The organism is Betaproteobacteria bacterium (assembly GCA_016720925.1).
Classification (GTDB): Bacteria; Pseudomonadota; Gammaproteobacteria; order Burkholderiales; family Usitatibacteraceae; genus UKL13-2.
The window spans coordinates 268,602-291,032 of the sequence record JADKJR010000036.1 but is presented as its reverse complement, the minus strand read 5'-3'; the positions used below and the strand labels follow the sequence as shown (position 1 = coordinate 291,032).

The 22,431-nt window shown below is 57.5% G+C and carries 18 protein-coding genes and 1 pseudogene; 5 read left to right on the top strand and 14 right to left on the bottom strand.

From position 1 onward, the window contains the following. Nucleotides 1–13: 13 nt before the first annotated feature. The 13 genes from IPP88_24065 to sdhC all read right to left on the bottom strand — a co-directional run bounded on the left by IPP88_24065 (nt 14) and on the right by sdhC (nt 14,520). Complete coding sequence (locus tag IPP88_24065) at nt 14–1,006, bottom strand: oxidoreductase (protein ID MBL0125603.1); 993 nt, start codon at nt 1,004–1,006, stop codon at nt 14–16. 18 nt (nt 1,007–1,024) lie between these two features. Next, complete coding sequence (locus tag IPP88_24060; GenBank protein ID MBL0125602.1) at nt 1,025–1,795, bottom strand: hypothetical protein; 771 nt, start codon at nt 1,793–1,795, stop codon at nt 1,025–1,027. Nucleotides 1,796–1,806: 11 nt separating this feature from the next. Next, a complete protein-coding gene (locus tag IPP88_24055) occupies nt 1,807–3,063 on the bottom strand; it encodes an AFG1 family ATPase (protein MBL0125601.1) in 1,257 nt (418 codons plus the stop codon). Between the two features lie 129 nt (nt 3,064–3,192). Further along, entirely contained in the window at nt 3,193–4,629 is a 1,437-nt protein-coding gene (gene lpdA, locus IPP88_24050) for a dihydrolipoyl dehydrogenase (GenBank protein MBL0125600.1), read from the bottom strand. A 14-nt stretch (nt 4,630–4,643) separates the two neighbouring features. Then, nucleotides 4,644–4,931, bottom strand: coding sequence for a hypothetical protein (locus IPP88_24045; protein MBL0125599.1), 288 nt, complete (start codon nt 4,929–4,931; stop codon nt 4,644–4,646). Between the two features lie 28 nt (nt 4,932–4,959). Further along, nucleotides 4,960–6,171, bottom strand: a complete 1,212-nt coding sequence (gene odhB, locus IPP88_24040) for a 2-oxoglutarate dehydrogenase complex dihydrolipoyllysine-residue succinyltransferase (protein MBL0125598.1) — start codon at nt 6,169–6,171, stop codon at nt 4,960–4,962. A 59-nt stretch (nt 6,172–6,230) separates the two neighbouring features. After that, nucleotides 6,231–9,140, bottom strand: a complete 2,910-nt coding sequence (locus IPP88_24035; protein MBL0125597.1) for a 2-oxoglutarate dehydrogenase E1 component — start codon at nt 9,138–9,140, stop codon at nt 6,231–6,233. Nucleotides 9,141–9,374: 234 nt separating this feature from the next. Next, nucleotides 9,375–10,667, bottom strand: coding sequence for a citrate (Si)-synthase (gene gltA, locus IPP88_24030; protein MBL0125596.1), 1,293 nt, complete (start codon nt 10,665–10,667; stop codon nt 9,375–9,377). A gap of 89 nt (nt 10,668–10,756) precedes the next feature. Next, on the bottom strand, nt 10,757–11,008 hold the full coding sequence (locus IPP88_24025; protein MBL0125595.1) for a succinate dehydrogenase assembly factor 2: 252 nt from the start codon (nt 11,006–11,008) through the stop codon (nt 10,757–10,759). A gap of 252 nt (nt 11,009–11,260) precedes the next feature. Further along, nucleotides 11,261–11,956 carry a succinate dehydrogenase iron-sulfur subunit gene (locus IPP88_24020; protein ID MBL0125594.1) on the bottom strand — a complete coding sequence of 232 codons (696 nt, stop codon included), beginning with the start codon at nt 11,954–11,956 and terminating at the stop codon, nt 11,261–11,263. Nucleotides 11,957–11,986: 30 nt separating this feature from the next. Then, the gene (locus tag IPP88_24015) at nt 11,987–13,771 is read right to left on the bottom strand and encodes a succinate dehydrogenase flavoprotein subunit (protein MBL0125593.1); all 1,785 of its coding nucleotides are present in this window, start codon (nt 13,769–13,771) and stop codon (nt 11,987–11,989) included. A gap of 3 nt (nt 13,772–13,774) precedes the next feature. Continuing rightward, the gene (gene sdhD, locus IPP88_24010; protein MBL0125592.1) at nt 13,775–14,131 is read right to left on the bottom strand and encodes a succinate dehydrogenase, hydrophobic membrane anchor protein; all 357 of its coding nucleotides are present in this window, start codon (nt 14,129–14,131) and stop codon (nt 13,775–13,777) included. Continuing rightward, on the bottom strand, nt 14,125–14,520 hold the full coding sequence (gene sdhC / locus IPP88_24005; protein MBL0125591.1) for a succinate dehydrogenase, cytochrome b556 subunit: 396 nt from the start codon (nt 14,518–14,520) through the stop codon (nt 14,125–14,127). The genes sdhD and sdhC overlap by 7 nt, the downstream gene beginning before the upstream one ends. A gap of 336 nt (nt 14,521–14,856) precedes the next feature. On the opposite strand from sdhC, the gene IPP88_24000 reads away from it, so the two are divergent. Continuing rightward, nucleotides 14,857–15,192 carry a type II toxin-antitoxin system HicB family antitoxin gene (locus IPP88_24000; protein ID MBL0125590.1) on the top strand — a complete coding sequence of 112 codons (336 nt, stop codon included), beginning with the start codon at nt 14,857–14,859 and terminating at the stop codon, nt 15,190–15,192. 27 nt (nt 15,193–15,219) lie between these two features. On the opposite strand, the gene IPP88_23995 is transcribed toward IPP88_24000, so the two are convergent. Next, the gene (locus tag IPP88_23995) at nt 15,220–16,002 is read right to left on the bottom strand and encodes a GntR family transcriptional regulator (GenBank protein ID MBL0125589.1); all 783 of its coding nucleotides are present in this window, start codon (nt 16,000–16,002) and stop codon (nt 15,220–15,222) included. A 191-nt stretch (nt 16,003–16,193) separates the two neighbouring features. Between IPP88_23995 and IPP88_23990 the strand changes: the two genes are divergently transcribed. The 4 genes and pseudogenes from IPP88_23990 (at nt 16,194) to acnA (ending at nt 22,210) form a co-directional block, all read left to right on the top strand. Next, nucleotides 16,194–17,069, top strand: a complete 876-nt coding sequence (locus tag IPP88_23990) for a CoA ester lyase (protein ID MBL0125588.1) — start codon at nt 16,194–16,196, stop codon at nt 17,067–17,069. A gap of 11 nt (nt 17,070–17,080) precedes the next feature. Further along, nucleotides 17,081–18,145, top strand: coding sequence for a MaoC family dehydratase (locus tag IPP88_23985; protein MBL0125587.1), 1,065 nt, complete (start codon nt 17,081–17,083; stop codon nt 18,143–18,145). Beyond that, nucleotides 18,142–19,135 (top strand): annotated as a pseudogene (locus IPP88_23980) (CoA ester lyase). Before IPP88_23985 ends, IPP88_23980 begins: the two are co-directional and overlap by 4 nt. Nucleotides 19,136–19,513: 378 nt before the next feature. Next, nucleotides 19,514–22,210, top strand: coding sequence for an aconitate hydratase AcnA (gene acnA, locus IPP88_23975; protein ID MBL0125586.1), 2,697 nt, complete (start codon nt 19,514–19,516; stop codon nt 22,208–22,210). Nucleotides 22,211–22,431 lie beyond the last annotated feature (221 nt).

Genomic DNA, 22,431 nt, shown 5'->3' with positions numbered 1-22,431 from the left:
GCGCCGTGACCGGTCAGCCGTGCACGTTCACTACCAGCCGCCCACGAATCTGCCCGGCCAGAATATCCGGGGCGCGGGCGATCGCTTGCGACAATCCAATTTCGGTGGTCAACGCATCCAGTTTTTTGGCGTCCAGCTCGCTGGCAAGATGCGCCCAAGCTTCGCGGCGTCGCACCTGCGGGGTGTACACGCTGTCAATGCCGGCCAGCGTCACGCCACGCAAGATGAAGGGCGCGACCGAACCGGGCAAATCCATGCCCTGCGCGAGTCCGCACGCCGCCACCACCGCGCCGTAGCGGCACTGCGCCAGCGCATTGACCAGCGTGTGTGAGCCAACCGAATCCACGACACCCGCCCAGCGCTCCTTTTGCAGCGGTTTGCCGGGCGCGGAAAGCTCGTTGCGGTCGATCACGCTACTGGCGCCAAGCGATTTCAGGTATTCCGATTCATTGAGCCGGCCGGTCGAGGCCACCACGGTGTAACCGCGCGCCGCCAGCAGCGTGATCGCCACACTGCCCACGCCGCCCGCGGCGCCGGTGACAAGTATTTCGCCCTGGCCCGGCGTGACGCCATGTTTCGCCAGTGCGATCACCGCGAGCATGGCGGTGTAGCCCGCGGTACCGATGGCCATGGCCTGCCGCGTGGTGAAGTCCAGCGGCAGCGGCACCAGCCAATCGCCTTTCAGCCGCGCTTTTTCCGCGAGGCAGCCCCAGTGCGTTTCACCGGTGCCGAAACCGGTGTGGATGACCTTGTCACCGGGTTTCCAGGCGGGATGGTCGCTGGACAGCACCGTGCCCGCGCCGTCGATCCCCGCCACCATCGGCCATTTGCGCACCACCGGCGATTTGTTGGCGATGGCGAGGCCGTCCTTGTAATTGATGGTCGAATAGTCGATCGCCACCGTCACGTCGCCCTCGGTGGGCAGTTGCGATTCTTCAATGTCCGCAAGCGCCGCGCTGAAACCCGCGTCGGTCTTGTTCAGCAGAATGCCTTTGAAAGTGCTCATGTGATCGCCTTTCGTGGTTCAGGGTGACTTGAATCCGCCGAGGGTTGCGGTACAGGTCCCGGCGCCCGTTTGCAGCGTTAACTTCATCGCAAAAGTCGATTCGCCCCCAGTACCTTCGGCACCGGTCCAGGTGCCTGTCTCGCCTTGACACGTGTAGCTGCCGCTGCCCTCGAATATGGAGCCGAACTGGGTCAGCGTGCCGGTAAACCGGCAGTTGTTTCCCCCAACCTCGGTGATACTGGCTGAGCCAATGGCGGGCGTGTGCGTGATCGAATAGATGCTGTTGCTGACGCCGCTACTCGCGCAAGTGGCGGTGCGAAACAACCCGCCGTAGTAGGTTCCCGTGAGATTGATGTTGGCGAGTGGTTGCCGGGTGATTGGCTTGACGACTTGCACGTTGTTCACGGTATAGGTGAGCGTGCCCGCGCGCGCATTCGAAAAAATGAATGTCGCGGTGCCAACCTGCGTGACGTCAGAGGCCGGCAACGGTACAAACGGTGTCACGGAAAATGGCGTGCCGACGGTTTGGTACAGCTCGCCGGTGAACGTATTCCCGGCGGCGCCTGATCTTTGCGCATTCGACATCACCAGCCAAAGCGGCTGGCGATTCGCGCCATAGATAAACCATGTCGCAAACATGGTGTTGTCCTGCTGCGCGATATTCACGCCCCAGCCGGATTCGTTGGGGTTCCACCACATATCCTGATAGTTGATCGCGGCACGGGCAGGAAGTGATAGCGCCGCCAACAGCAGGACACCGGCAATGCGCGTAATGATCCCTCGTATCATTGGTTTCCCTCCTAACCGCGCTCAAGCACGTGCGGATCCGTCGCCGACGCGTGCTTTCTCGAAAAATAATCCTTCGACTGCATTTCCTTCAGCCTTGAGGCGGTGCGACCGAATTCCGCCGATACCATCAAGCTACCATCACCGGCGGATTTTCCCTTGGCGCTTGCGGCAGCCTTGTTCACAACACGATCATCAATCACGAGCCACTCCGGTTGGGCATCCGCCGAGCAAATCAGTTTCACCCGCTGGTCGTAGAAAACATCGACCAGCCAAGTCAATCTCCGTACCACGTCGGCGCGATTTTTCGCGTGCAATTGCGGAATGCCGGATATCAGTACCGTGTGATAACTACTGGCAATTTCCAGATAATCTACCTGTGAACGCGCCTTCACGCAAAGGTCTTCGAAGGCAAACCAGATGACGCCTTTGGCGCGCCGCTGAAAGGCGACCTCGCGCGAGCCGATGGTGATGTGACCGTGGGAAGTATACGAGGCCTTTGACATCGCCTCGAACGCACGCGCGAGTGCCTGTTCGGCGGCAGGCGTGTTCGGCGTGTGATAGACGGCAATGGAATCAAGAATGCGGCGGCGATGATCGCGCTCACCGGCGATTTCGATGACTTCCAGTTCAGCCTTCAATGTTTCGATGGCGGGCAGGAAACGCGACCGCTGCAAACCGTTGGGATAAAGATCATCCGGCTGGTAATTGGATGTCATCACCAGCACGACACCCTTGTTGATCAGCATCTCGACCAGACGGCCGAGAATCATCGCATCGGCGATATCGCTGACGTGAAACTCGTCGAAACACAATAATCGCAGTTGCCGCGCAATCTTGTCGGACACCAGGTCAAGCGGGTCTTCCGCGCCGCCGTTTGCTTGCATCGCGGCGTGAATCTCGCGCATGAATTCATGAAAATGCACACGACGTTTGCGCTTAAGCGTGCAGACGTTGTAGAAGGCATCCATCATCAGCGACTTGCCGCGCCCCACGCTGCCCCACACGTACAGGCCGCGCGGAGGTTTCTTGCCGCCGCCGAAATTGGTTACGAGCCGGTTGATCTTGCCCTGCCGGTATTGGCGGTATTTTTCGAGGTCCTCGTGCAGCCGCTCAAGATGCTTGAGTACCGCGAGCTGCGCGGGATCGGAGACGAAATCGGATTGCTGCGAGAATTTCCAGTACCACTCGAGCGGGCTTGAGGCTTCGATTCTTTCGATCTCGGAGACTTCGCCGGTGATGTTGGGGAGGTGTTTTGCGCGATGGCTCATGCAGGTCGGAGGAAACGCTTGAACGACAGGTTGGTCCGCAAAAACACTAGCACTGGCGCGCCTTTACAGCCATTTTTCGCCTGTACGCCGCACCAGTGCTTGAGTTTCATACCGTTATTCAGGCACGCCTCACATGTTGAGCGTACGTTTGTCCACCGCCAGCGCCGCTTCCTTCACCGCTTCGGACAACGTCGGGTGGCCGTGCACAATGCGCGCGATATCTTCCGCCGCCGCCTTGAATTCCATTGCCGTCACGAGCTCCTGAATCAATTCCGAGGCGTGCGCGTGAATGATGTGGCCGCCGAGAATGCGGTCCGTATTGGCGTCGGCAATGATCTTCACGAATCCGCCGGCTTCGCCCTGCCCCAGTGCGCGGCCATTGGCCAAGAAAGGAAACTGGCCGGTCTTGACCGCGATACCTTCCGCCTTGCACTGCTGCTCGGTCTTGCCTACCCACGCCACTTCAGGCGAGGTGTAGATGATCCATGGAATGGTGTTGAAATCGACGTGCGGTTTTTGCCCCGCGATGGTTTCCGCGACGGCCACGCCCTCGTCCTCGGCCTTGTGCGCGAGCATCGGTCCGCGCACCACGTCGCCGATGGCGTACACGTTCGGCAGATTGGTCTTGCAATGATCATCGACTTCGATGAAGCCGCGATCGCTTACCTTGAGGCCGACATTGTTGGCGCCCAGCCCATCTGTATTCGGCACGCGGCCCACCGACACAATCAGTTTGTCGCATTCCAGTTTTTGCGCGAGGCCCTTTTCATCGGTGTAATCGATGGTGATGGCGGTTTTCTTCTGCGTGACTTTTTCGATCTTCACGCCGAGCTTGATGTTCAGCCCCTGATCCTTGGTGAAAACCTTCCACGCTTCCTTCTGAATGGCTTCATCGGTCACACCCAGGAAATTCGGCAGCGCCTCGAGCACCGTCACTTCGGCGCCAAGGCGGCGCCAGACGCTGCCCAACTCAAGGCCGATGACGCCTGCCCCGATCACACCGAGCCGTTTCGGCACCGCGGTAAACGCGAGTGCGCCTTCGTTATCGCAAATGCCGACGTTGTCGACGACGATGCCCGGCAGGTGGCGCGCCTTGGACCCGGTGGCGATGATGACGTACTTGGCGGTGACGTTTTCCTTGGCCTCGCCATTGGCAATTTCAAGGTTGTAGGTGTCCGCATCGCTGCCTGCGACAAACTTGCCAAAGCCCTTCAGCCACGTCACCTTGTTCTTTCGCAACAGGAATTCGATGCCCTTGGTCATCTTGCTGACGATGCCGTCCTTGCGCGCCTGCATCTTGGCCAGGTCGATTTTTATGCCGGCCGCCGTGATGCCGTGTTCGGCGAACTTGTGTTCAAGCTGCTCGACATTCTCCGAGGACTGCAACAGCGCCTTCGAAGGAATGCAGCCGACGTTCAAACACGTACCGCCGAGCGCCATCTCGCCCTTGGGATTCTTCCAGCCCTCGATGCACGCGACATTGAAACCCAGTTGCGCGGCACGAATCGCCGCAATGTAACCGCCGGGACCGGCGCCGATGACGACGACATCAAATGCTTTCGACATGATTCAACCCTTGATTAACTTAACCACACTCGCGAAATGTGCACACCCAGCGCCGCGCAGAATCCGGCAATCAACGGTGAGGTGCCCTTCAATAAAAATGGGGGATTCTTTACCAATTGCGAGAGCCAGAGCGTCAATGCCACTGCGAGCCCGACGCCCAGCGACACGGAGAAATGCGTGCCGATGTAGTGGCCGAGCAACTTCGCGAAAAACACGGTGAGAAAGCCGGTGAGAATCGCGCCGAGCACAAAAAACAGCAGTTGCTTGAACAGGTTGGCAGGAGACCATTTTTTCTTGGCCAATGCTTGTCACTCCGTCACAAATTGGGCACTAGATATCCAGCAACAACCTTGCCGGATCTTCCAGCGCCTCTTTCATCGCCACCAGCGACAGCACCGCTTCGCGGCCGTCGACGATGCGATGGTCGTAACTCATGGCGAGATAGTTGATGGGACGGATCACGATCTGCCCGTTTTCCACCACCGCGCGCTCCTTGGTGGCGTGCACGCCGAGAATTGCCGACTGCGGCGGATTGATGATCGGCGTCGACAGCATCGAGCCAAACACGCCGCCGTTGGAAATCGAGAACGTGCCACCGGACAGATCTTCGATGGTCAGTTTGCTTTCCTTGGCCTTCTGGCCGAATTCGGCAATTTTCTTTTCGATATCGGCAATCGACATCTGGTCGGCGTTACGCAGGATCGGCACCACCAGACCGCGATCCGAGCCGACGGCGATGCCAATATCGTAGTAAGCATGGTAGACAATTTCATTGCCATCGATCGAGGCGTTGACGATCGGATATTTCTTCAGCGCATGCACGGCTGCCTTCACAAAGAACGACATGAAACCCAGTTTCACGCCATGCGTCTTTTCAAACTTGTCCTTATAAAGATTTCGCAGGTCAATCACCGGCGCCATGTTCACTTCGTTGAACGTGGTGAGGATGGCGGCCGTCGCTTGTGATTGCAGCAGGCGCTCGGCGATGCGGGCGCGCAGGCGGGTCATCGGCACGCGCTGCTCGGTGCGGTCACCGGCCGGTAGCTGCACGGCAGGGGCGGGTGCCGGCTTGGCGACGGCGGGCGCGGCAACGGCGGCGGGGGCGCCGGCAACCTTGTTGACAACATCTTCCTTGGTCACGCGTCCGCCACGCCCGGACCCGGCGATGTCATTCGTGTTGACGCTGTTCTCGGCGGCAATCTTGGCGGCAGCGGGACTTGCCGCAGCGCCTGCGGCGGGCACGGCAGCTTTGGCCGGGGCGGCGGCGACAGAAGCCGCCGCGGGCGCCGGCGCGGCAGCCTTGACTTCGGTATCAATCATCGCGATCACTTCGCCCGCCGTCACGGTGCTGCCATCGGCCCTGATGATCTTGACGATGACGCCATCTGCCGGTGCGGGCAACTCCATCACCACTTTGTCGGTCTCGATATCAATCAGATTTTCATCGCGCTTGACGGCTTCACCCTCGCGCTTATGCCAGGTGACCAACGTGGCTTCGGTAATCGATTCGGAAAGCGTAGGCACTTTGACTTCGATCTGCATGTTTTCTTCCTTTATCTGACTGGCTCCCTCTCGCGTTGGAGAAGGAGTGTATTACTTGACTATTCCACGAGCTTTGCCAACGCCCCCATCTGCGCCACGGAGGATTTTTTCGCCGCCGCGCTTTCCCAGGTCAGCGCCGCCTCAACCAACTCCTTCTGCTGTTCGGCGTGTTTGGCGGCGTAACCGACCGCCGGTGACGCGGAAGAAGGACGCAGCGAGTAGCTCAGCGTCTGATCGGCGCGCATGTTCCGCAGCAGGTAGTGCTGGATGCGATGCCACGCGCCCTGGTTGCCCGGCTCTTCCTGCACCCATACCACCGACTTCGCATTTGGATAGAGCGCGATCTGTTCCGCGAATTCCTCGTGAGGAAACGGATAAAGCTGTTCGATGCGCATCACGGCAATGTCGTCAATGGCACGCTTGGCGCGTTCGGCAACGATGTCGTAATACACCTTGCCGGAACAGAAGATCAGGCGCTTCACTTTCCTGGCGTTGAGCTTCTCTGTTTCGCTCATCACCACCTCGAATTTGCCATTGGCCAATTCTTCCAGTGGCGAGCCGGCTTCCTTTTTGCGCAACAGCGATTTCGGCATCATCACGATCAGCGGCTTGCGCGTCGCGCGCAAGGACTGCCGGCGAATCATGTGGAACAACTGCGCGGCTGTGGATGGCACCACCACCTGAATATTGTGTTCCGCGCACAGTTGCAGGAAACGTTCCGGGCGCGCGGATGAATGTTCCGGACCCTGGCCCTCGTAGCCGTGCGGCAGGAACAGGCTCAAGCCGCACAGCCGCGCCCATTTGGTTTCGCCGCTGGCGATGAACTGGTCAATCACCACCTGCGCGCCGTTGACGAAATCGCCAAATTGCGCTTCCCAGATCACCAGCTCGAACGGTTGCGCGGAGGCATAGCCATATTCGAATGCCAGCACCGCTTCCTCTGATAGCAGCGAATCGATCACGACAAACTTCGCCTGTCCGGCTTCGATGTTTTGCAGCGGAATGTAGATGCCGGAATCCCACTTCTCGCGGTTCTGGTCATGCAGCACGGCGTGGCGATGCGCGAACGTGCCACGCCCGCAATCCTGTCCGCTCATGCGCACCGGGTGGCCGGTTGCGACTAGCGAGGCGTACGCGAGGTTCTCCGCCATGCCCCAATCGAGCGGCAATTCGCCCCGGCCCATCTTGCGACGCGCTTCCAGCAACTTCTCAACCGACATGTGGCATTTGAAATCGGACGGGATCTGCGTTAATCGTTCGGCATAGAATTTCAGGGTGTCGATGGGTACGCGCGTATCGGCCGGTGCGCGCCATCCCTGACCGATATACGGCGCCCAGTCCACGGCCAGCGGCGGCTTGATGCCGTAAAGAATTTTTGTGTTCGTGCTCTTGCCCGCATCCAGGCGCGCGCGAATATTGGTGACAAGGTCGTCGCCATCTCCTGGAGCGATCGTGCCAGCCGCCACGAGGCGGTCCGCATAAAGCTTGCGCGTACCCGGATGTTGGGCAATTTTCTTATACATCAGCGGCTGCGTGACGAACGGCTCGTCCTGCTCGTTATGCCCCAGCTTCCGGAAGCAGACCATATCGATAACGACGTCCTTGCCGAACTTCATGCGGTACTCGAGCGCGATGCGCCCGACCATCAGGACCGACTCGGGGTCATCGCCGTTGACGTGGAACACGGGCGCTTCGATCATCTTGGCAATGTCGGTGCAATACAATGACGAACGTGAGTCGCGCGTATCCGAGGTGGTGAATCCAACCTGGTTATTGACGACGATGTGCACCGTCCCGCCAGTCTTGAAACCGCGCGTCTGTGAAAGGGCCAGGGTTTCCATTACCACGCCCTGACCGGCAAAAGCCGCATCACCGTGTACCAGCATCGGCAGCACTTCCTTGCCGGTGTGGTCGTTGCGCCGATGTTGCCGGGCACGCACGGATCCCTCAACCACTGGATTGACAATCTCCAGGTGCGATGGGTTAAACGCCAGCGTCAGATGCACGCCGCCGCCCTTGGTCTGAATGTCCGAGGAAAACCCCTGGTGATACTTGACGTCACCCGAGCCCAGGTCATGCGCATGCTTGCCTTCGAACTCGGAGAACAGATCAGCCGGCAATTTGCCAAGGCTGTTGACCAGCACATTCAGGCGGCCGCGATGCGCCATGCCGAGCACCACTTCCTTGACGCCCTGTCCACCAGCGACCTGGATGATGTCGTCCAGCAGCGGAATCAGGCTTTCCCCGCCTTCAAGCGAAAAACGCTTCTGCCCGACATAGCGGGTATGCAGATATTTTTCCAGCGTCTCGGCGGCCGTCAGGCGCTCCAGCAGGAACTGTTTTTCCTCGGTATTGAGCGTTGGCTGCGATTGAATCGATTCAAACTGCTCACGAATCCAGCGTTTCTGCTCGGTCGAATTGATGTACATGTACTCGATGCCGACATAACCGCAGTAGGTCTTCTTGATGGCGGCGACGATGTCCTTCAGCTTGGCCCGCTCCGTCTGCCCGTTGATGCGGCCCTGCCACGAACCCATGGTGAATTCGGCCTCGTAGTCCGCCTCGGTCAGGCCGTAGTACGCGAGTTCCAGTTCGGGCACCGGCATGCGTTCGCTGCGTTTCAACGGGTCCAGTTGCGAATGGCGTGAACCCAGCACACGGTACGCACGAATCAAGTGCAGTACTTTCTGCGAGCGCTTGTCGTCGTTGGCCGCGCCTTGCGTCGCGCCGACGTTCACATAAGCAATGCGCCCGCCGCCCTGCCTGGCACGTTCCGCGAAGGCTTCAATGACCGGTGTATGCGCGACATCCGGCGCCTTATTACCTGCAACGTTGGGCAGTCCGTCGAACTGCTTGCGCCAGTTTTCCGGAACCGATGCAGGATCGGCCAAATACTGTTCGTACAGTTCCTCCACGTAAGGCGCGTTGGCGCCAAAGAAAGCACTGCCTTGCTGGAATTCTCGCATCATGACGCCACCTCTGTTTGCCGCCGTTGCATTCTTGGCCCCTAAAACTACAGCACTGGTGCGGCTCACAGGCCATTATTGACCTGAGAGGCGCACCAGTGCTTGATCTTGCTAGCCTGGCACTACCTGAAACCCACCTCCCGACCGCCCCCGGACTTGCGCTTTAGCGCTTGTCCGGACTGACGCCGCGCGATTCGGTGAGCGCCGCGCGAACGGTGGTTTTCAGTGTACTTCAGCTTATCTTTTTACATCCCTGTGCGGCGACCCGGAGTAAAGCTGCCGCGGACGCCCTATCTTGTACTCTGGATCGGCGATCATCTCGTTCAATTGTGCAATCCAGCCCACCGTGCGCGCCAGCGCAAAAATGGCGGTGAACAGCGGTACCGGAATGCCGATTGCTTTCTGCACGATACCCGAATAAAAGTCCACATTGGGATAGAGTTTGCGGCTGACAAAGTAGTCATCTTCCAGCGCAATTTTTTCCAGCGCCATCGCCAGTTTGAACAACGGATCGTCACCCAACCCGAGTTCGTTCAGCACTTCGTAGCAGGTCTCGCGCATCAGCGTTGCACGTGGATCGCGATTCTTGTAAACGCGGTGGCCGAAACCCATCAGGCGCACGGTCGAATTCTTGTCCTTGACCTTGGCAATGAACTCCCCAATCTTGGCCACGCCACCATCACGCTGGATGTCGTAGAGCATGCTGAGCGCCGCTTCGTTGGCGCCACCATGCGCCGGGCCCCACAAACATGCCACGCCAGCGGCAATTGCCGCGAACGGGTTGGTGCCGGACGATGCGCACAGGCGAACGGTTGAAGTCGACGCGTTTTGTTCATGATCGGCGTGCAGGATGAAGATCCGGTCCAGCGCACGCACCAGCACGTCATTGACTTTGTAGTCGGCAGCCGGGACCGCGAACATCATGCGCATGAAATTTGCGGTGTAGGAAAGATCGTTGCGCGGATAGACGATCGGCTGACCAACCGTGTACTTGTAGGCCATCGCGGTCAGCGTTGGCAACTTGGCGATCAGGCGAATCGCGGAAATCTCCCGCTGTTTGGCGTCAGCCAGGTTGATCGAATCCGGGTAAAACGCACTCATGGCCCCGACCAGGCCGGTCATGACCGACATTGGATGCGCATCGCGCCGGAAGCCGCGCAGGAAAAACTGCATTTGCTCGTGCACCATGGTGTGATCGGTGACCCGACCAACAAAATCCGCTTTCTGGGCTGCGTCGGGCAATTCGCCATTCAGCAGGAGATAGCAGGTTTCCAGAAAATCGCATTTCTTCGCCAGTTGCTCAATCGGGTAACCGCGATACAGCAACTCACCCTTGTCGCCATCGATAAAGGTAATGGTCGACTTGCACGATGCAGTCGACAAAAAGCCCGGATCGTAGGTAAACATGCCGGTCTGGCCATAGAGCTTGCGGATGTCGATGACATCGGGCCCAAGCGAGCCGCCGTATACGGGAAGGTCTATGGTTTTGCCATCGCCATAAGACAGGGTTGCTTTGCCTTTTTCATTCATGATTTCGCACTCCTCTACAGTAGAAAATGTTTCCCACAATGGACACGCTCTTCAACCGGCACGTAGTGTCTTGAGCCGCACCCACTTTGCTACGCGGCTCGTATTCGTGCAATCAATGGCGCCAAGCGTGCATCCTCACTAACCCTCCGACCCATCAGCAGATCCAGCAAATCGTTGTCATCCAGCAGCAACAATTCGTCCAGTGCATTCAATTCCGCCACCGACAGCAGAACCAATTCCGTCTTGAAAAACCGGCTGAGCAGAATATCGTTCTCCAAAAGACCCCTTCGCGCCTTCCAGCGGAGGCGTTCAAGGGCTCTTTCGTCACCGGCTTCAATCATCCCGGCTACCCCAGATTCTTCATCATTGAAAGGGGCCGCGGGTTGATTTGGAACAAACAGATAGCGGGTAATGCGAGGCGCCAATCGTGCTTCGCCTGATATCGGGCGTGCGGTAATTGTGGCCCCAAATCAAACGGCGCCGACAAAGACGATTGACAACAAGACAAGTGGGCTTTTCCTTTTCCGTGAAGTAAGTAGTAAATAAGTAATTGCCAGACGATCCAAGCACCGGTCTGGGGGAATCTTTCCGGGCTAAATCCCGCGCTTGACCATCATTTCCCGGATCTTGCCGATGGCGAGGGAAGGATTCAGGCCCTTCGGGCAGACATCCACACAATTCATGATGGTGTGACAGCGGAACAGGCGATATGGATCTTCAAGATTGTCGAGACGTTCATTGGTCGCCTGGTCACGGGTGTCGGCAATGAAGCGGTAAGCCGCCAGCAGGCCGGCGGGACCAACAAACTTGTCGGGATTCCACCAGAAGGACGGACACGAGGTCGAGCAGCAGGCGCAGAGAATGCACTCGTAAAGACCGTCAAGCTCAAGGCGATCTTCCGGCGATTGCAGGCGCTCTTTTTCGGGCGGAGGGTCATTATTGATGACGAACGGCTTGATCGAGTTGTATTGCTTGAAGAACTGCGTCATGTCGACGATCAGGTCGCGAATGATCGGCAGGCCGGGCAGCGGCTTTAGCACCACCGGTTCCTTCAACTCGGAAATTTTGGTGACGCAGGCAAGGCCGTTCTTGCCATTGATATTCATCGCATCGGAGCCGCACACGCCCTCACGGCAGGATCGCCGCAGCGCGAGTGTGTCGTCGATGGATTTGATGCGAATCAGCGCGTCAAGCAACATGCGGTCCGACGGCTCCAGCTGAATGTCGTATTCCTTGAAATACGGCTTCTGGTCCTGGTCGGGATCGTAGCGAAGAATTTGAAATTTCATGTTGGATCCGGAAGAATTAGTCGGTGCGGGCTAGTAGGTACGCGCTTTTGGCGCAAACGATTCGACCGTGAGCGGCTGAAGATTCACGGGCTTGTAGTCGAGCCGGTTACCTTCCTTGTACCAGAGCGTGTGCTTTAGCCAGTTGTCATCGTCGCGGCCATTGACGAAGCCCGGACGATCGTGAAAATCCGCCCGGTCGTGGGCGCCGCGCGTTTCCTTGCGCGCTTCCGCCGACACCATTGTCGCGACCGCCACTTCGATCAGATTCTCAAGTTCCAGCGCCTCAATGCGCGCGGTATTGAATACCTTCGATTTGTCGCCAATCTGGATCGATTTTGCGCGCTCGGCGACTTCCTTTATTTTGGTCACGCCTTTTTCCAGCATTTCCGGAAAGCGGAACACGCCGCAATGCAATTGCATGGTCTGCCGCATCGCGTCGCCCACTTCGTGCACGCCTTCGCCATTCTTCTGGCCATCGAGACGCGCGATGCGCGACATCGAATAGTCGCCTGCATCTTTCGGCAAATCCTTGTGCGAATTATTTTCCTTGATGAACCGTATCATCGAGTCACCCGATGATTTCCCCATCACCAGCAGGTCCGTGAGCGAATTGGTGCCGAGCCGGTTGGCGCCATGGATCGACGCACAACCGCACTCACCGGCTGCATAGAAACCATGCACAATTGAATTCGGGTTGCCATTCTTCGGCACCACGACTTCACCTTTGTAATTGGTGGGAATGCCGCCCATCTGGTAATGGCAAGTCGGCACCACGGGGATGGGTTCCTTGGTGCAGTCGACGTTGCCGAACTTAAGCGCGATCTCGCGAATTCCCGGGAGGCGCTTGTTGATCACTTCCGGTCCGAGATGGTCGAGCTTCAGCAGGATGTAATCGTTGTTGGGACCTGCGCCGCGGCCATCCTTGATTTCGGTCGCCATGGCGCGTGACACCACGTCGCGCGAAGCGAGATCTTTCATGGTCGGTGCATAGCGCTCCATGAAACGTTCGCCATCCTTGTTCAACAGGATGCCGCCCTCGCCACGCACGCCCTCGGTAATAAGCACGCCGGCACCGGCCACGCCGGTCGGATGGAACTGCCAGAATTCCATGTCTTCCAGCGGTATTCCTGCTCTGGCCGCCATGCCCAGTCCGTCGCCCGTATTGATGAACGCATTGGTGCTCGACGCATAAATACGCCCTGCCCCGCCGGTGGCAAACAGCGTCGCCTTGGCCTGAAAAATCATGGTTTCGCCGGTTTCCATTTCCAGCGCGGTCACACCCAGTACATTGCCTTCATGATCGCGGATCAGGTCCAGCGCCATCCATTCGACGAAAAACTGGGTATTGGCAAATACGTTGCGCTGATACAGCGTATGCAACATGGCGTGACCGGTGCGATCCGCAGCGCAGCACGAACGTTGTACCGGTTTCTCACCGAAATTCTGCGAATGGCCGCCGAACGGGCGCTGGTAAATCGTGCCGTTGTCGTTGCGATCGAAGGGCATGCCGAAATGCTCGAGCTCAATCACCGCTTCCGGCGCCGTCTTGCACATGAACTCAATGGCATCCTGGTCACCCAGCCAGTCCGATCCCTTGATGGTGTCGTACATGTGCCAGTGCCAGTTGTCTTCACCCATATTGCCCAGCGAGGCGCCGACGCCACCTTGCGCCGCGACCGTGTGCGAACGCGTTGGAAAAACCTTTGACAGCACGGCAACTTTCAGGCCGGCGTTGGAAAGCTGCAGCGCGGCGCGCAGGCCTGAACCACCGGCACCGACGACCACTGCATCGAATTTGCGAACATTGAGAGCCATTTATTAGCTTCCCCACAATATGGAAACGGACCAGATCGAACAGGCCGCGAGATACAACAGCGCCATGACCTCAATGGTCAGCCTGATACCGGCCGGTTTGACGTAGTCCATCAGCACGTCCCGAATGCCGATCCACGCGTGATAGAACACCGACAACAGAAAAATTAGCGCAAGTATGCGAAAAAGTTGCGAGTGGAACAGCGCTCGCCAATCGGCAAAACCAACCGAGCCATGGACCATGAAAAAGCCGAGAAAAACGATGCTGAACAGCAACATGATCACGGCAGTGACGCGCTGCGCGAGCCAATCCTGCCAGCCGTAATGCGCACCAACCGGTGTGCGGTCCGCTTTCTTTACCATATGCGCACTCCGATCAGGACGGTCGCAATGAGCCCCATCGCCATCACGATCTTGGCTGACATCCTGGCGGGCGCCAAGTCGATGCCGATATGCACATCAAGCAGCAGGTAACGAATGCCCGCAAAAAAATGGTGCATGTAGGCCCAGACAAAACCGAGAAAAACCACTTTCACAAGCGGCTCGGAAAAGAACGACTTCCATCGATTGAATCCGTCTTCCGACCCGACGGTGCACTGCAGCACAAACAGTACCGCCGGAATCAGGAACAGGAACATGACGACGCCGGTAACGCGATGAAAAATCGACACCAACCCGGGAATGGGCAGATGCAACATGTTGACATCGACATATTTTGGACGCGCGGCGGGGGTACGTGGCACGGTGGACATATTGGGATTCCTTATTGTTGTCCCTGACTAGACAATTGGTAAGGCAGGCATTGAAACAATCTCAACGCGCGGGAATGCGGAAATATCGGAAGGCCCCAAGATTTTAATCCTAATATTATTGTGCTGCAAAGCAACAAGTGGAACTTGCGCATCAGCGTGACAATGGCTCAAGTTCTCGTTCGAGTTGAAAATAACATATTGTTTTGAATGGAAAATTCCGGATCCAAAATCGCGGCAGGACAACAAAAATTCAGGTTACCAACACAAATACTATTTTGATATCAAACTTTGATATCATTTGAAAAGCCTAACGCTACAAAGACTGCCAATCTGCACATGTTGAATATCATGAAATACCGCAGCTATACGGCCCGCATCGATTTCGAATCAAAGGATGAGGTTTTCGTCGGCCGTTTGCTTGGCATGAGCGTGCCAATAGCGTTTCACGGGGCCAGTGTCGAGGAGTTGCGCGGCGATTTCGAATTTGCCGTCGATCATTACCTGGCCCAGTGCGAGAGGATGGGGCAAAAACCGGAGAAGCCCGCGTCGGGAAAACTGTTGCTGCGCCTTCCCGCTGAAGTTCATGCGTCCGCGATGGTCGCCGCGGCAACAGAGGGCAAAAGCCTCAATCAGTGGTTGACGGACGCGCTCACCGGAATACTCGCCAAATAAGTCTATCGCATCAGACAGAGAGCTCGCTCAGGCAAGCTCATTGTAATAAGAGTATCCGTCTGTCAGACATAGTCCGCGCCGCCACTCCACCGGTTTGTCACCATACGTATATGCGATGCGGTCCACACAAAGCAGCGGTACGCCGGTCTTCACCAGCAGATGTCGCGCTGAAAACGCGTCAGCCGCAACCGCGTGCAGCCGCTCTTCCGCACGGATCATGCGAAGGCCATACGCCGTCTCAAAGAAGCTGTAGATCGAGCCCTGCGATTGCTGGATCTTTTCGATCGTGAGATCAGGAACCATGAGCGAAGGCACTACCACTTCATCAAGTATGACCGGCTTGCCCGCGAACACCAGGATCCGCCGAATCGCCGTGACTGGCGCGCCCACTTTCAAATCGAGTGCCCGGGCGACCTCGCCATTCGCCTTGCAGCGCTTGACGTCGATAAAGGTCGTCTTGGGGTGAATTTTTTCGCCCTTGTCGGGGGTGATCCGCAGAAAGCGGTACTGGTGATTCGGCTCGGTGTGGGTCGCCACAAAAGTGCCCTTGCCTTGCCGCCGGAACAGGATATTCTCTGCCGCTAGCGCATCGATCGCCTTGCGCACGGTGCCCTGGCTCACCTGATAGCGAACGGCCAAATCCATCTCTGAGGGAATCGCCTCGCCAGGTTTCCATTCGCCGGCAATCAAACTGCGCGTCAGCAGAATCTTGATCTGTTCGTAGAGTGGCTGGAAGCTGGGCGAACCGGACAAGATCGACGGCGCTGAAGTTGTCGACAGTGACGCGGACGATGTGGGTAGCGCGGGCATGGCGGACACGGACATTTTTTCTCCTATTTATCGTACCACAAGGAAATAGCAACTCACATATCTTATATAAGATATAAGTCCGTTGACAGCCTTTATCTTCCAGCATAATATTATTGTATGTCGCAGCGCAGCAATTTGATTCGATCGCGCCCCAGGATTTCTTCATGATTATTTCTCCAGAGCAACCCTACATGACACCCTACCTTCGCCCCCGCCGTTCGATGCTTTACGTTCCTGGTTGTGCGCCGCGATATCTGAACAAGGCGCGCACGCTGAAAGTCGATTCGGTGATTTTCGACCTCGGTGACTCAGTGCTGGTTGAAAACAAGGAGGAGTCGCGGACTCAGATTGTCGACGCTCTGCTGCAAGGCGGATTTGGCCGCCGCGAAAAGGTGATCCGCGTCAATGACCTCGATTCGCCATGGGGAATCGACGACATCAAGGCAGTCGCCGACATTGGCGCCGACGCGATCCTGTTCCCGAATGTCGAAAGCAAGACCGATGTAATCGAAGCGCTTGACGTCCTCGACAAGGCCGGCGGCTCGCACATGCCGATCATGGTCATGATAGAGAGTCCGATCGCGGTACTGCGGGCCGAAGAAATCGCATCCTCGTCAGATCGCATTGCCTGCATGATCATGGCAACCAGCGACCTTCTCACGCAGTTGCATGGCAGGAAGACGCCGGATCGGCTGGCGCTGCATTACTCCCTGTCGCATGTGCTGCTGGTGGCGCGAGCCTACAAGCGCGCCATGGTCGACGGCATCAGTGTGGATATCAAGGACATGCACTCTTTCGAGCTCGCGTGCCGTTTGTCACGCGATCTAGGCTTCGATGGCAAATCACTGGTGCATCCCAATCAACTGCCTTACGCCAATGACGCATTCACGCCCAAACCCTCTGAAATCGCGCTCGCCAATGAGGTGATCGACGCCTTGGGACAAGCACATCGCGAAGGCCGCGGCACCATCATGCTTAACGGTCGCCTGATAGAGGGACATCATGTGAATGCATCCAAACGGCTATTGGCCCTGGTCGAGATGATCAGGGAACTCGAGGCCGCCTGACCCAAACCAACATGCGCCCCCTTACTGGCTATTTTTTCGAAGACTATCGCGTCGGGCAGACTTTTGTCCACGCCACGCCGCGCACCATCACCGCCGGCGACGTCGCCCTCTACATTGCGCTCACAGGTGCGCGCCATGCACCGCATTGCGCGGTAACCGTCGCCGGGGCGCTGGGACACACTTCCGCTCCGATCGACGACCTGCTGGTGTTTCACATCGCCTTTGGCAAAACGGTTCCCGACATCTCCTGGAATGCCGTCGCCAACTTGGGGTATGCGGAGACCCGGTTTGTCGCACCCGTCTACGCTGGGGACACGCTTCGTTGCGAATCGGAAGTCATCGGTCTCAAACAGAATTCCAACGGCAAGTCCGGCGTAGTGTACGTGCGCTCGTCGGCGTTCAACCAGCACGACGCCATGGTTCTCACTTGGGTGCGCTGGGTGATGGTATTAAAGAAATCAGCCGACATTACTGCGGTTCCCGATACCGTATTGCCGATGTTGCACAAGTCGGCCGCCACCGAGTCGATTTCCGTTCCTGCCTTTTTACAGCCGGATGGCCTCACGTCAGCCGTGACCGGTTCGACCCGATTCTGGGACGACTACCGGATCAATGAAGTCATCAATCATCCCGCCGGCATGACGCTGGATGAGAGCGATCACACCCTCGCCACAAAGCTCTACCAGAATACCGCGCGCGTACACTTTGACCTGCACCACATGAAGGACAGCCGGTTTGGACGTCGACTGGTTTACGGCGGTCACATCATTTCGATCTGCCGCGCGCTGTCCTACGATGGCCTGGAAAATGTGATTTCGATTGCCGCCATCAACGGTGGAAGCCACACCAACCCATCGTTTGCCGGCGACACCTTGTACGCCAAGTCTGTCATCGTCGAAAAAATTCCGCTGCGGCCGGATCTTGGTGCGATGCGCGTTCGATTGCTAGGTATTAAGAACGCGGCGCCAGCGGAAATCGACGCAACCAATCCACAACTCCCCGAGACTGTCGTTCTCGATCTCGATTACACGGTACTCGTTCCACGCATCGTCAATACCTCCCTGGAGCATTCATGAGCAAAGCGGTCCATCCCTCACAAGCCCTGTTCGCCGGCGAAAAACCATTCCCGGTCATTCCCTCGTGCGAGCACTTCGCCGGCAGCGAAAAACTCATTGGTAAGGCACTGGAACTGCAGGACAAGCTCGGGCCGGTATTTGACATCACTTGCGATTGCGAAGACGGCGCACCCGCCGGCCAGGAAAAAGCCCACGCGGAAATGATTGTTCGCGTCCTCACCTCGGAGGCCAACAAACACAAGATGGCTGGCGCGCGGATTCATGATTATTCGCATGGGCTTGTGGAAGCAGGATGTGGATATTCTGGTCGGCGGCGCGGGCAAGGTGCTTTCATATATCACGATCCCGAAAAATGCCTCCTTTGCCGAAGCAAAAGAAATGATCGACTACATCCAGTCGGTGGCAAAAAAAACTGGCGCGGGACGCGAAATTCCGACCCACGTACTTGTCGAGACCCACGGCGCGCTGCGTGATGTGCACCAGATCGCCGCGCTGCCCAGTATCCAGGTGCTGGATTTCGGCTTGATGGATTTTGTCTCCGGGCACCACGGCGCAATTCCCGCGTCGGCGATGCGTTCTCCCGGGCAATTTGAACATCGTCTTCTGGTACGCGCCAAAACCGAAGTGGTTGCTGCGGCACTGGCCAACGGCGTCGTTCCCGCGCATAACGTGTGCCTGGACCTCAAGAACAGCGAAGTCGTGTTGGCCGACGCGCGGCGCGCACGCTTCGAGTTCGGCTTTCTGCGCATGTGGTCGATCTACCCGGCGCAGATCAGCGCCATTGTGGACGCGATGAAGCCGGATCACTCAGAAGTCGAAGATGCCGCGAACATCCTGCTAGCCGCGCAGGCTGCCGACTGGGGGCCAATCCAGTACAAAGGCGAGTTGCACGACCGCGCGACCTACCGCTACTTTTGGGAACTGTTGCAGAAAGCGAAAGTGACCGGCGTCGACATCGATGACGCGGCCAATCAGGCATTTTTCTCCTAGGCACGCCAATCTGGAAGTTAAACGCCAGCACTGGCGGGGCTTCCATGGCAATAGTGGCTGAAAAGGCGCTTCTATACTTGAGTTTGGTTTGCTTGTCCTTTGATATTGTTATCCGAGGCGAGAATGAGTGACGCAGGCATAGCCTGGCAGATGTTCGGCTATTCGGTAACTAAGGAACACTTTCCCTTAGCCTGAAAGGGAGGCAATACCACCCTGTCCAGTACGGATTTTCCCAATTGCCGTCAAAAACGGTTATCGCTTACTTTGAACATGAGCAGGTTGTTACCGCAATCATTTCAAAGGCCTTAAAATCACCTATCCCACCAAGTGACTACCCCGCTTTGCCACTTGGTCGCGCCCTTCCCTAAAGGATCCAACATGCCGCACAACCTGCACAACACGCACCAAACGCTGACGCTGAAATCCGGCAAGACCGCAAACTACTATTCGCTGCCGAAACTCGCGGAGACGTTTCCCAATGTGAAACGCCTGCCGGTATCGATTCGCATCGTGCTGGAAAGCGTGCTGCGCAATTGCGACGGGAAAAAGGTCTCCGAGGAACACATCAAGCAGCTCGCCAGCTGGCAGCCGAATGCGGCGCGCACCGATGAAATCCCCTTTGTCGTGGCACGAATTGTGTTGCAGGATTTCACCGGCGTGCCGTTGCTTGCTGACCTGGCGGCAATGCGCGGAGTCGCCAACAAGATGGGGAAGAATCCCAAGGTGATCGAGCCGCTGGTGCCGGTGGATCTTGTGGTCGATCACTCGGTGCAGATCGACAGCTATGGCTCGCCGGATTCGCTGGACATCAATATGAAGCTTGAATTCCAGCGCAACCAGGAACGCTACCAATTCATGAAATGGGGCATGCAGGCGTTTGACACCTTCAAAGTCGTCCCACCTGGTATCGGCATCGTGCATCAGGTCAATCTCGAATATCTGGCGCGCGGCGTGTTTGACCGTAATGGCGTTCTCTATCCTGACAGTCTCGTCGGTACCGATTCCCACACCACCATGATCAACGGCCTGGGCGTGGTGGGCTGGGGCGTGGGCGGCATCGAAGCCGAAGCCGCCATGCTGGGCCAGCCGGTATATTTCCTCACGCCGGATGTCGTCGGCGTAAATCTCAAAGGCCGGATGCCCGAAGGCACCACGGCAACCGATCTCGTTTTGACCGTGACAGAGATGTTGCGCAAGGCAAAAGTTGTCGGCAAGTTCGTGGAGTTCTTCGGTGAAGGCGCGCGCGCGCTGAGCGTACCGGATCGCGCCACCATCGCCAACATGGCGCCGGAATACGGTGCGACCATGGGCTTCTTCCCGGTCGATGAAGCCACGATGGAGTACTTCCGTGCGTCGGGCCGCACTGCGGACGAACTCGATAAAACCGAGAGCTACTTCAAGGCGCAGGGCATGTTCGGCGTACCAATGGCCGGCGAATGCGATTACTCGACCACCGTCGAGTTGGATCTCACCACAATCAAGGCGTCGCTCGCAGGCCCGAAGCGTCCGCAGGATCGGATTGAACTCGGCAACATGAAATCGCAGTTCGCGTCGCTGTTTTCAAAGCCGCCCGCTGAGAATGGTTTCTCCAAGGTCGCGGAAGATCTCACCAAGCGCTTCCTGACGACCGACGGCGTGGATCTCGGCTCGGGCGATGTACTGATCGCGGCAATCACGTCTTGTACGAATACGTCCAACCCCAGCGTCCTGTTGGCAGCCGGCCTGCTCGCGAAGAAGGCGGTTGAAAAAGGACTCACAGTGAAGCCGCATATCAAGACCTCGCTTGCGCCCGGTTCGCGCGTGGTGACCGATTACCTCACCAAGGCGGGATTGCTGCCGTATCTGGAAAAGCTCGGTTTCTATCTGGCCGGTTATGGTTGCACCACCTGCATCGGAAACGCCGGGCCGCTGGCCGAACCGATCGATGAAGCGATTGTAAAGAACGATCTGGTATGCGCCGCGGTGCTGTCGGGGAACCGCAATTTCGAAGCGCGCATCCATCCGAACCTGCGCGCCAATTTCCTCGCCTCGCCACCGCTGGTGGTGGCGTATGCCATCGCGGGCAGCGTGTTGAAAGATCTACAAACCGAGCCCGTTGGCCAAGGCACCGCCGGCCCGGTCTATTTGAAAGACATCTGGCCCACCAGCCACGAAATCGCCGCCGTCATGGGCTTCGCGATGGATCCGGTGGTATTCAATACGCGCTACGCCAATCTGGGCGCGGACAATCCGCTATGGCAAAACATCAAGGGCACCAAGGGACAGGTGTACGACTGGCCGACGTCCACCTACATTGCCGAGCCACCCTTCTTCGCCAATTTCGGCATGAGCGCTGGCAAGGCGCATGACATCCGGGGCGCGAAGGCGCTCGGCGTGTTTGGCGACTCGGTCACCACCGATCACATTTCACCGGCCGGGTCGATCAAGGATACGTCGCCCGCCGGCAAATATCTCATCGCCAACAAGGTGATGAAAGCCGACTTCAACAGCTACGGCGCGCGGCGCGGCAATCACGATGTGATGATGCGCGGCACGTTCGCGAATGTGCGCATCAAGAACCTGATGATTCCGCCGAAGAACGACGGTTCGCGGGTTGAAGGCGGCCTGACGATCTATCAACCCACCGGCGAACAAATTCCGATTTACGACGCCGCCATGAAATACATGGCATCGGGCACGCCCACCATCGTATTTGGCGGCGAGGAATATGGCACCGGCTCTTCACGCGACTGGGCGGCGAAAGGCACGCAACTTCTCGGCGTCAAAGTCGTGATCGCGAAAAGTTTCGAGCGCATCCACCGTTCCAACCTGGTCGGGATGGGCGTATTGCCCTGCCAGTTCAAGGGCTCTGATACCGTTATGTCACTTGGCATCACCGGCACGGAAGAATTTGATCTTGTCGGCGTTGAAGACGGCGTCAAACCGCAAATGGATGTCACCCTGACCATCAGACGGAAGGACGGCAGCAGGCAGGACGTGAAGGTGCTGCTGCGTATCGACACGCCGATCGAGGTGGACTATTACCTGCACGGCGGAATTCTTCCGTATGTGTTGCGTGAGCTGGTCGCCGCGTAAATACGCGAAGTCGAACGCAATCGTGCAAGTCTTGAAAATGCCGGGCGGTGCCCGGCATTTTATTTTGCAAATGAAAATCCAGAACTGGCGCGGGATTTGGCGGCATTTCGGCCTATAAAGCCCGCCGATGCTAGAGTTTACGACGGCGGAATTAAACGGCCTACGTATTTCAACGCCCGCGAACGTTACAATGAGCGCCCTTCGTTTCATTGACGCCCACT

Coding starts and splice junctions, on each gene's coding strand:
- IPP88_24065 (MBL0125603.1), bottom strand. CDS start 1,006: ATGAGCACTTTCAAAGGCATTCTGCTGAACAAGACCGACGCGGGTTTC.
- IPP88_24060 (MBL0125602.1), bottom strand. CDS start 1,795: ATGATACGAGGGATCATTACGCGCATTGCCGGTGTCCTGCTGTTGGCG.
- IPP88_24055 (MBL0125601.1), bottom strand. CDS start 3,063: ATGAGCCATCGCGCAAAACACCTCCCCAACATCACCGGCGAAGTCTCC.
- lpdA (MBL0125600.1), bottom strand. CDS start 4,629: ATGTCGAAAGCATTTGATGTCGTCGTCATCGGCGCCGGTCCCGGCGGT.
- odhB (MBL0125598.1), bottom strand. CDS start 6,171: ATGCAGATCGAAGTCAAAGTGCCTACGCTTTCCGAATCGATTACCGAA.
- IPP88_24035 (MBL0125597.1), bottom strand. CDS start 9,140: ATGATGCGAGAATTCCAGCAAGGCAGTGCTTTCTTTGGCGCCAACGCG.
- gltA (MBL0125596.1), bottom strand. CDS start 10,667: ATGAATGAAAAAGGCAAAGCAACCCTGTCTTATGGCGATGGCAAAACC.
- IPP88_24025 (MBL0125595.1), bottom strand. CDS start 11,008: ATGATTGAAGCCGGTGACGAAAGAGCCCTTGAACGCCTCCGCTGGAAG.
- IPP88_24020 (MBL0125594.1), bottom strand. CDS start 11,956: ATGAAATTTCAAATTCTTCGCTACGATCCCGACCAGGACCAGAAGCCG.
- IPP88_24015 (MBL0125593.1), bottom strand. CDS start 13,771: ATGGCTCTCAATGTTCGCAAATTCGATGCAGTGGTCGTCGGTGCCGGT.
- sdhD (MBL0125592.1), bottom strand. CDS start 14,131: ATGGTAAAGAAAGCGGACCGCACACCGGTTGGTGCGCATTACGGCTGG.
- sdhC (MBL0125591.1), bottom strand. CDS start 14,520: ATGTCCACCGTGCCACGTACCCCCGCCGCGCGTCCAAAATATGTCGAT.
- IPP88_24000 (MBL0125590.1), top strand. CDS start 14,857: ATGTTGAATATCATGAAATACCGCAGCTATACGGCCCGCATCGATTTC.
- IPP88_23995 (MBL0125589.1), bottom strand. CDS start 16,002: ATGCCCGCGCTACCCACATCGTCCGCGTCACTGTCGACAACTTCAGCG.
- IPP88_23990 (MBL0125588.1), top strand. CDS start 16,194: ATGACACCCTACCTTCGCCCCCGCCGTTCGATGCTTTACGTTCCTGGT.
- IPP88_23985 (MBL0125587.1), top strand. CDS start 17,081: ATGCGCCCCCTTACTGGCTATTTTTTCGAAGACTATCGCGTCGGGCAG.
- acnA (MBL0125586.1), top strand. CDS start 19,514: ATGCCGCACAACCTGCACAACACGCACCAAACGCTGACGCTGAAATCC.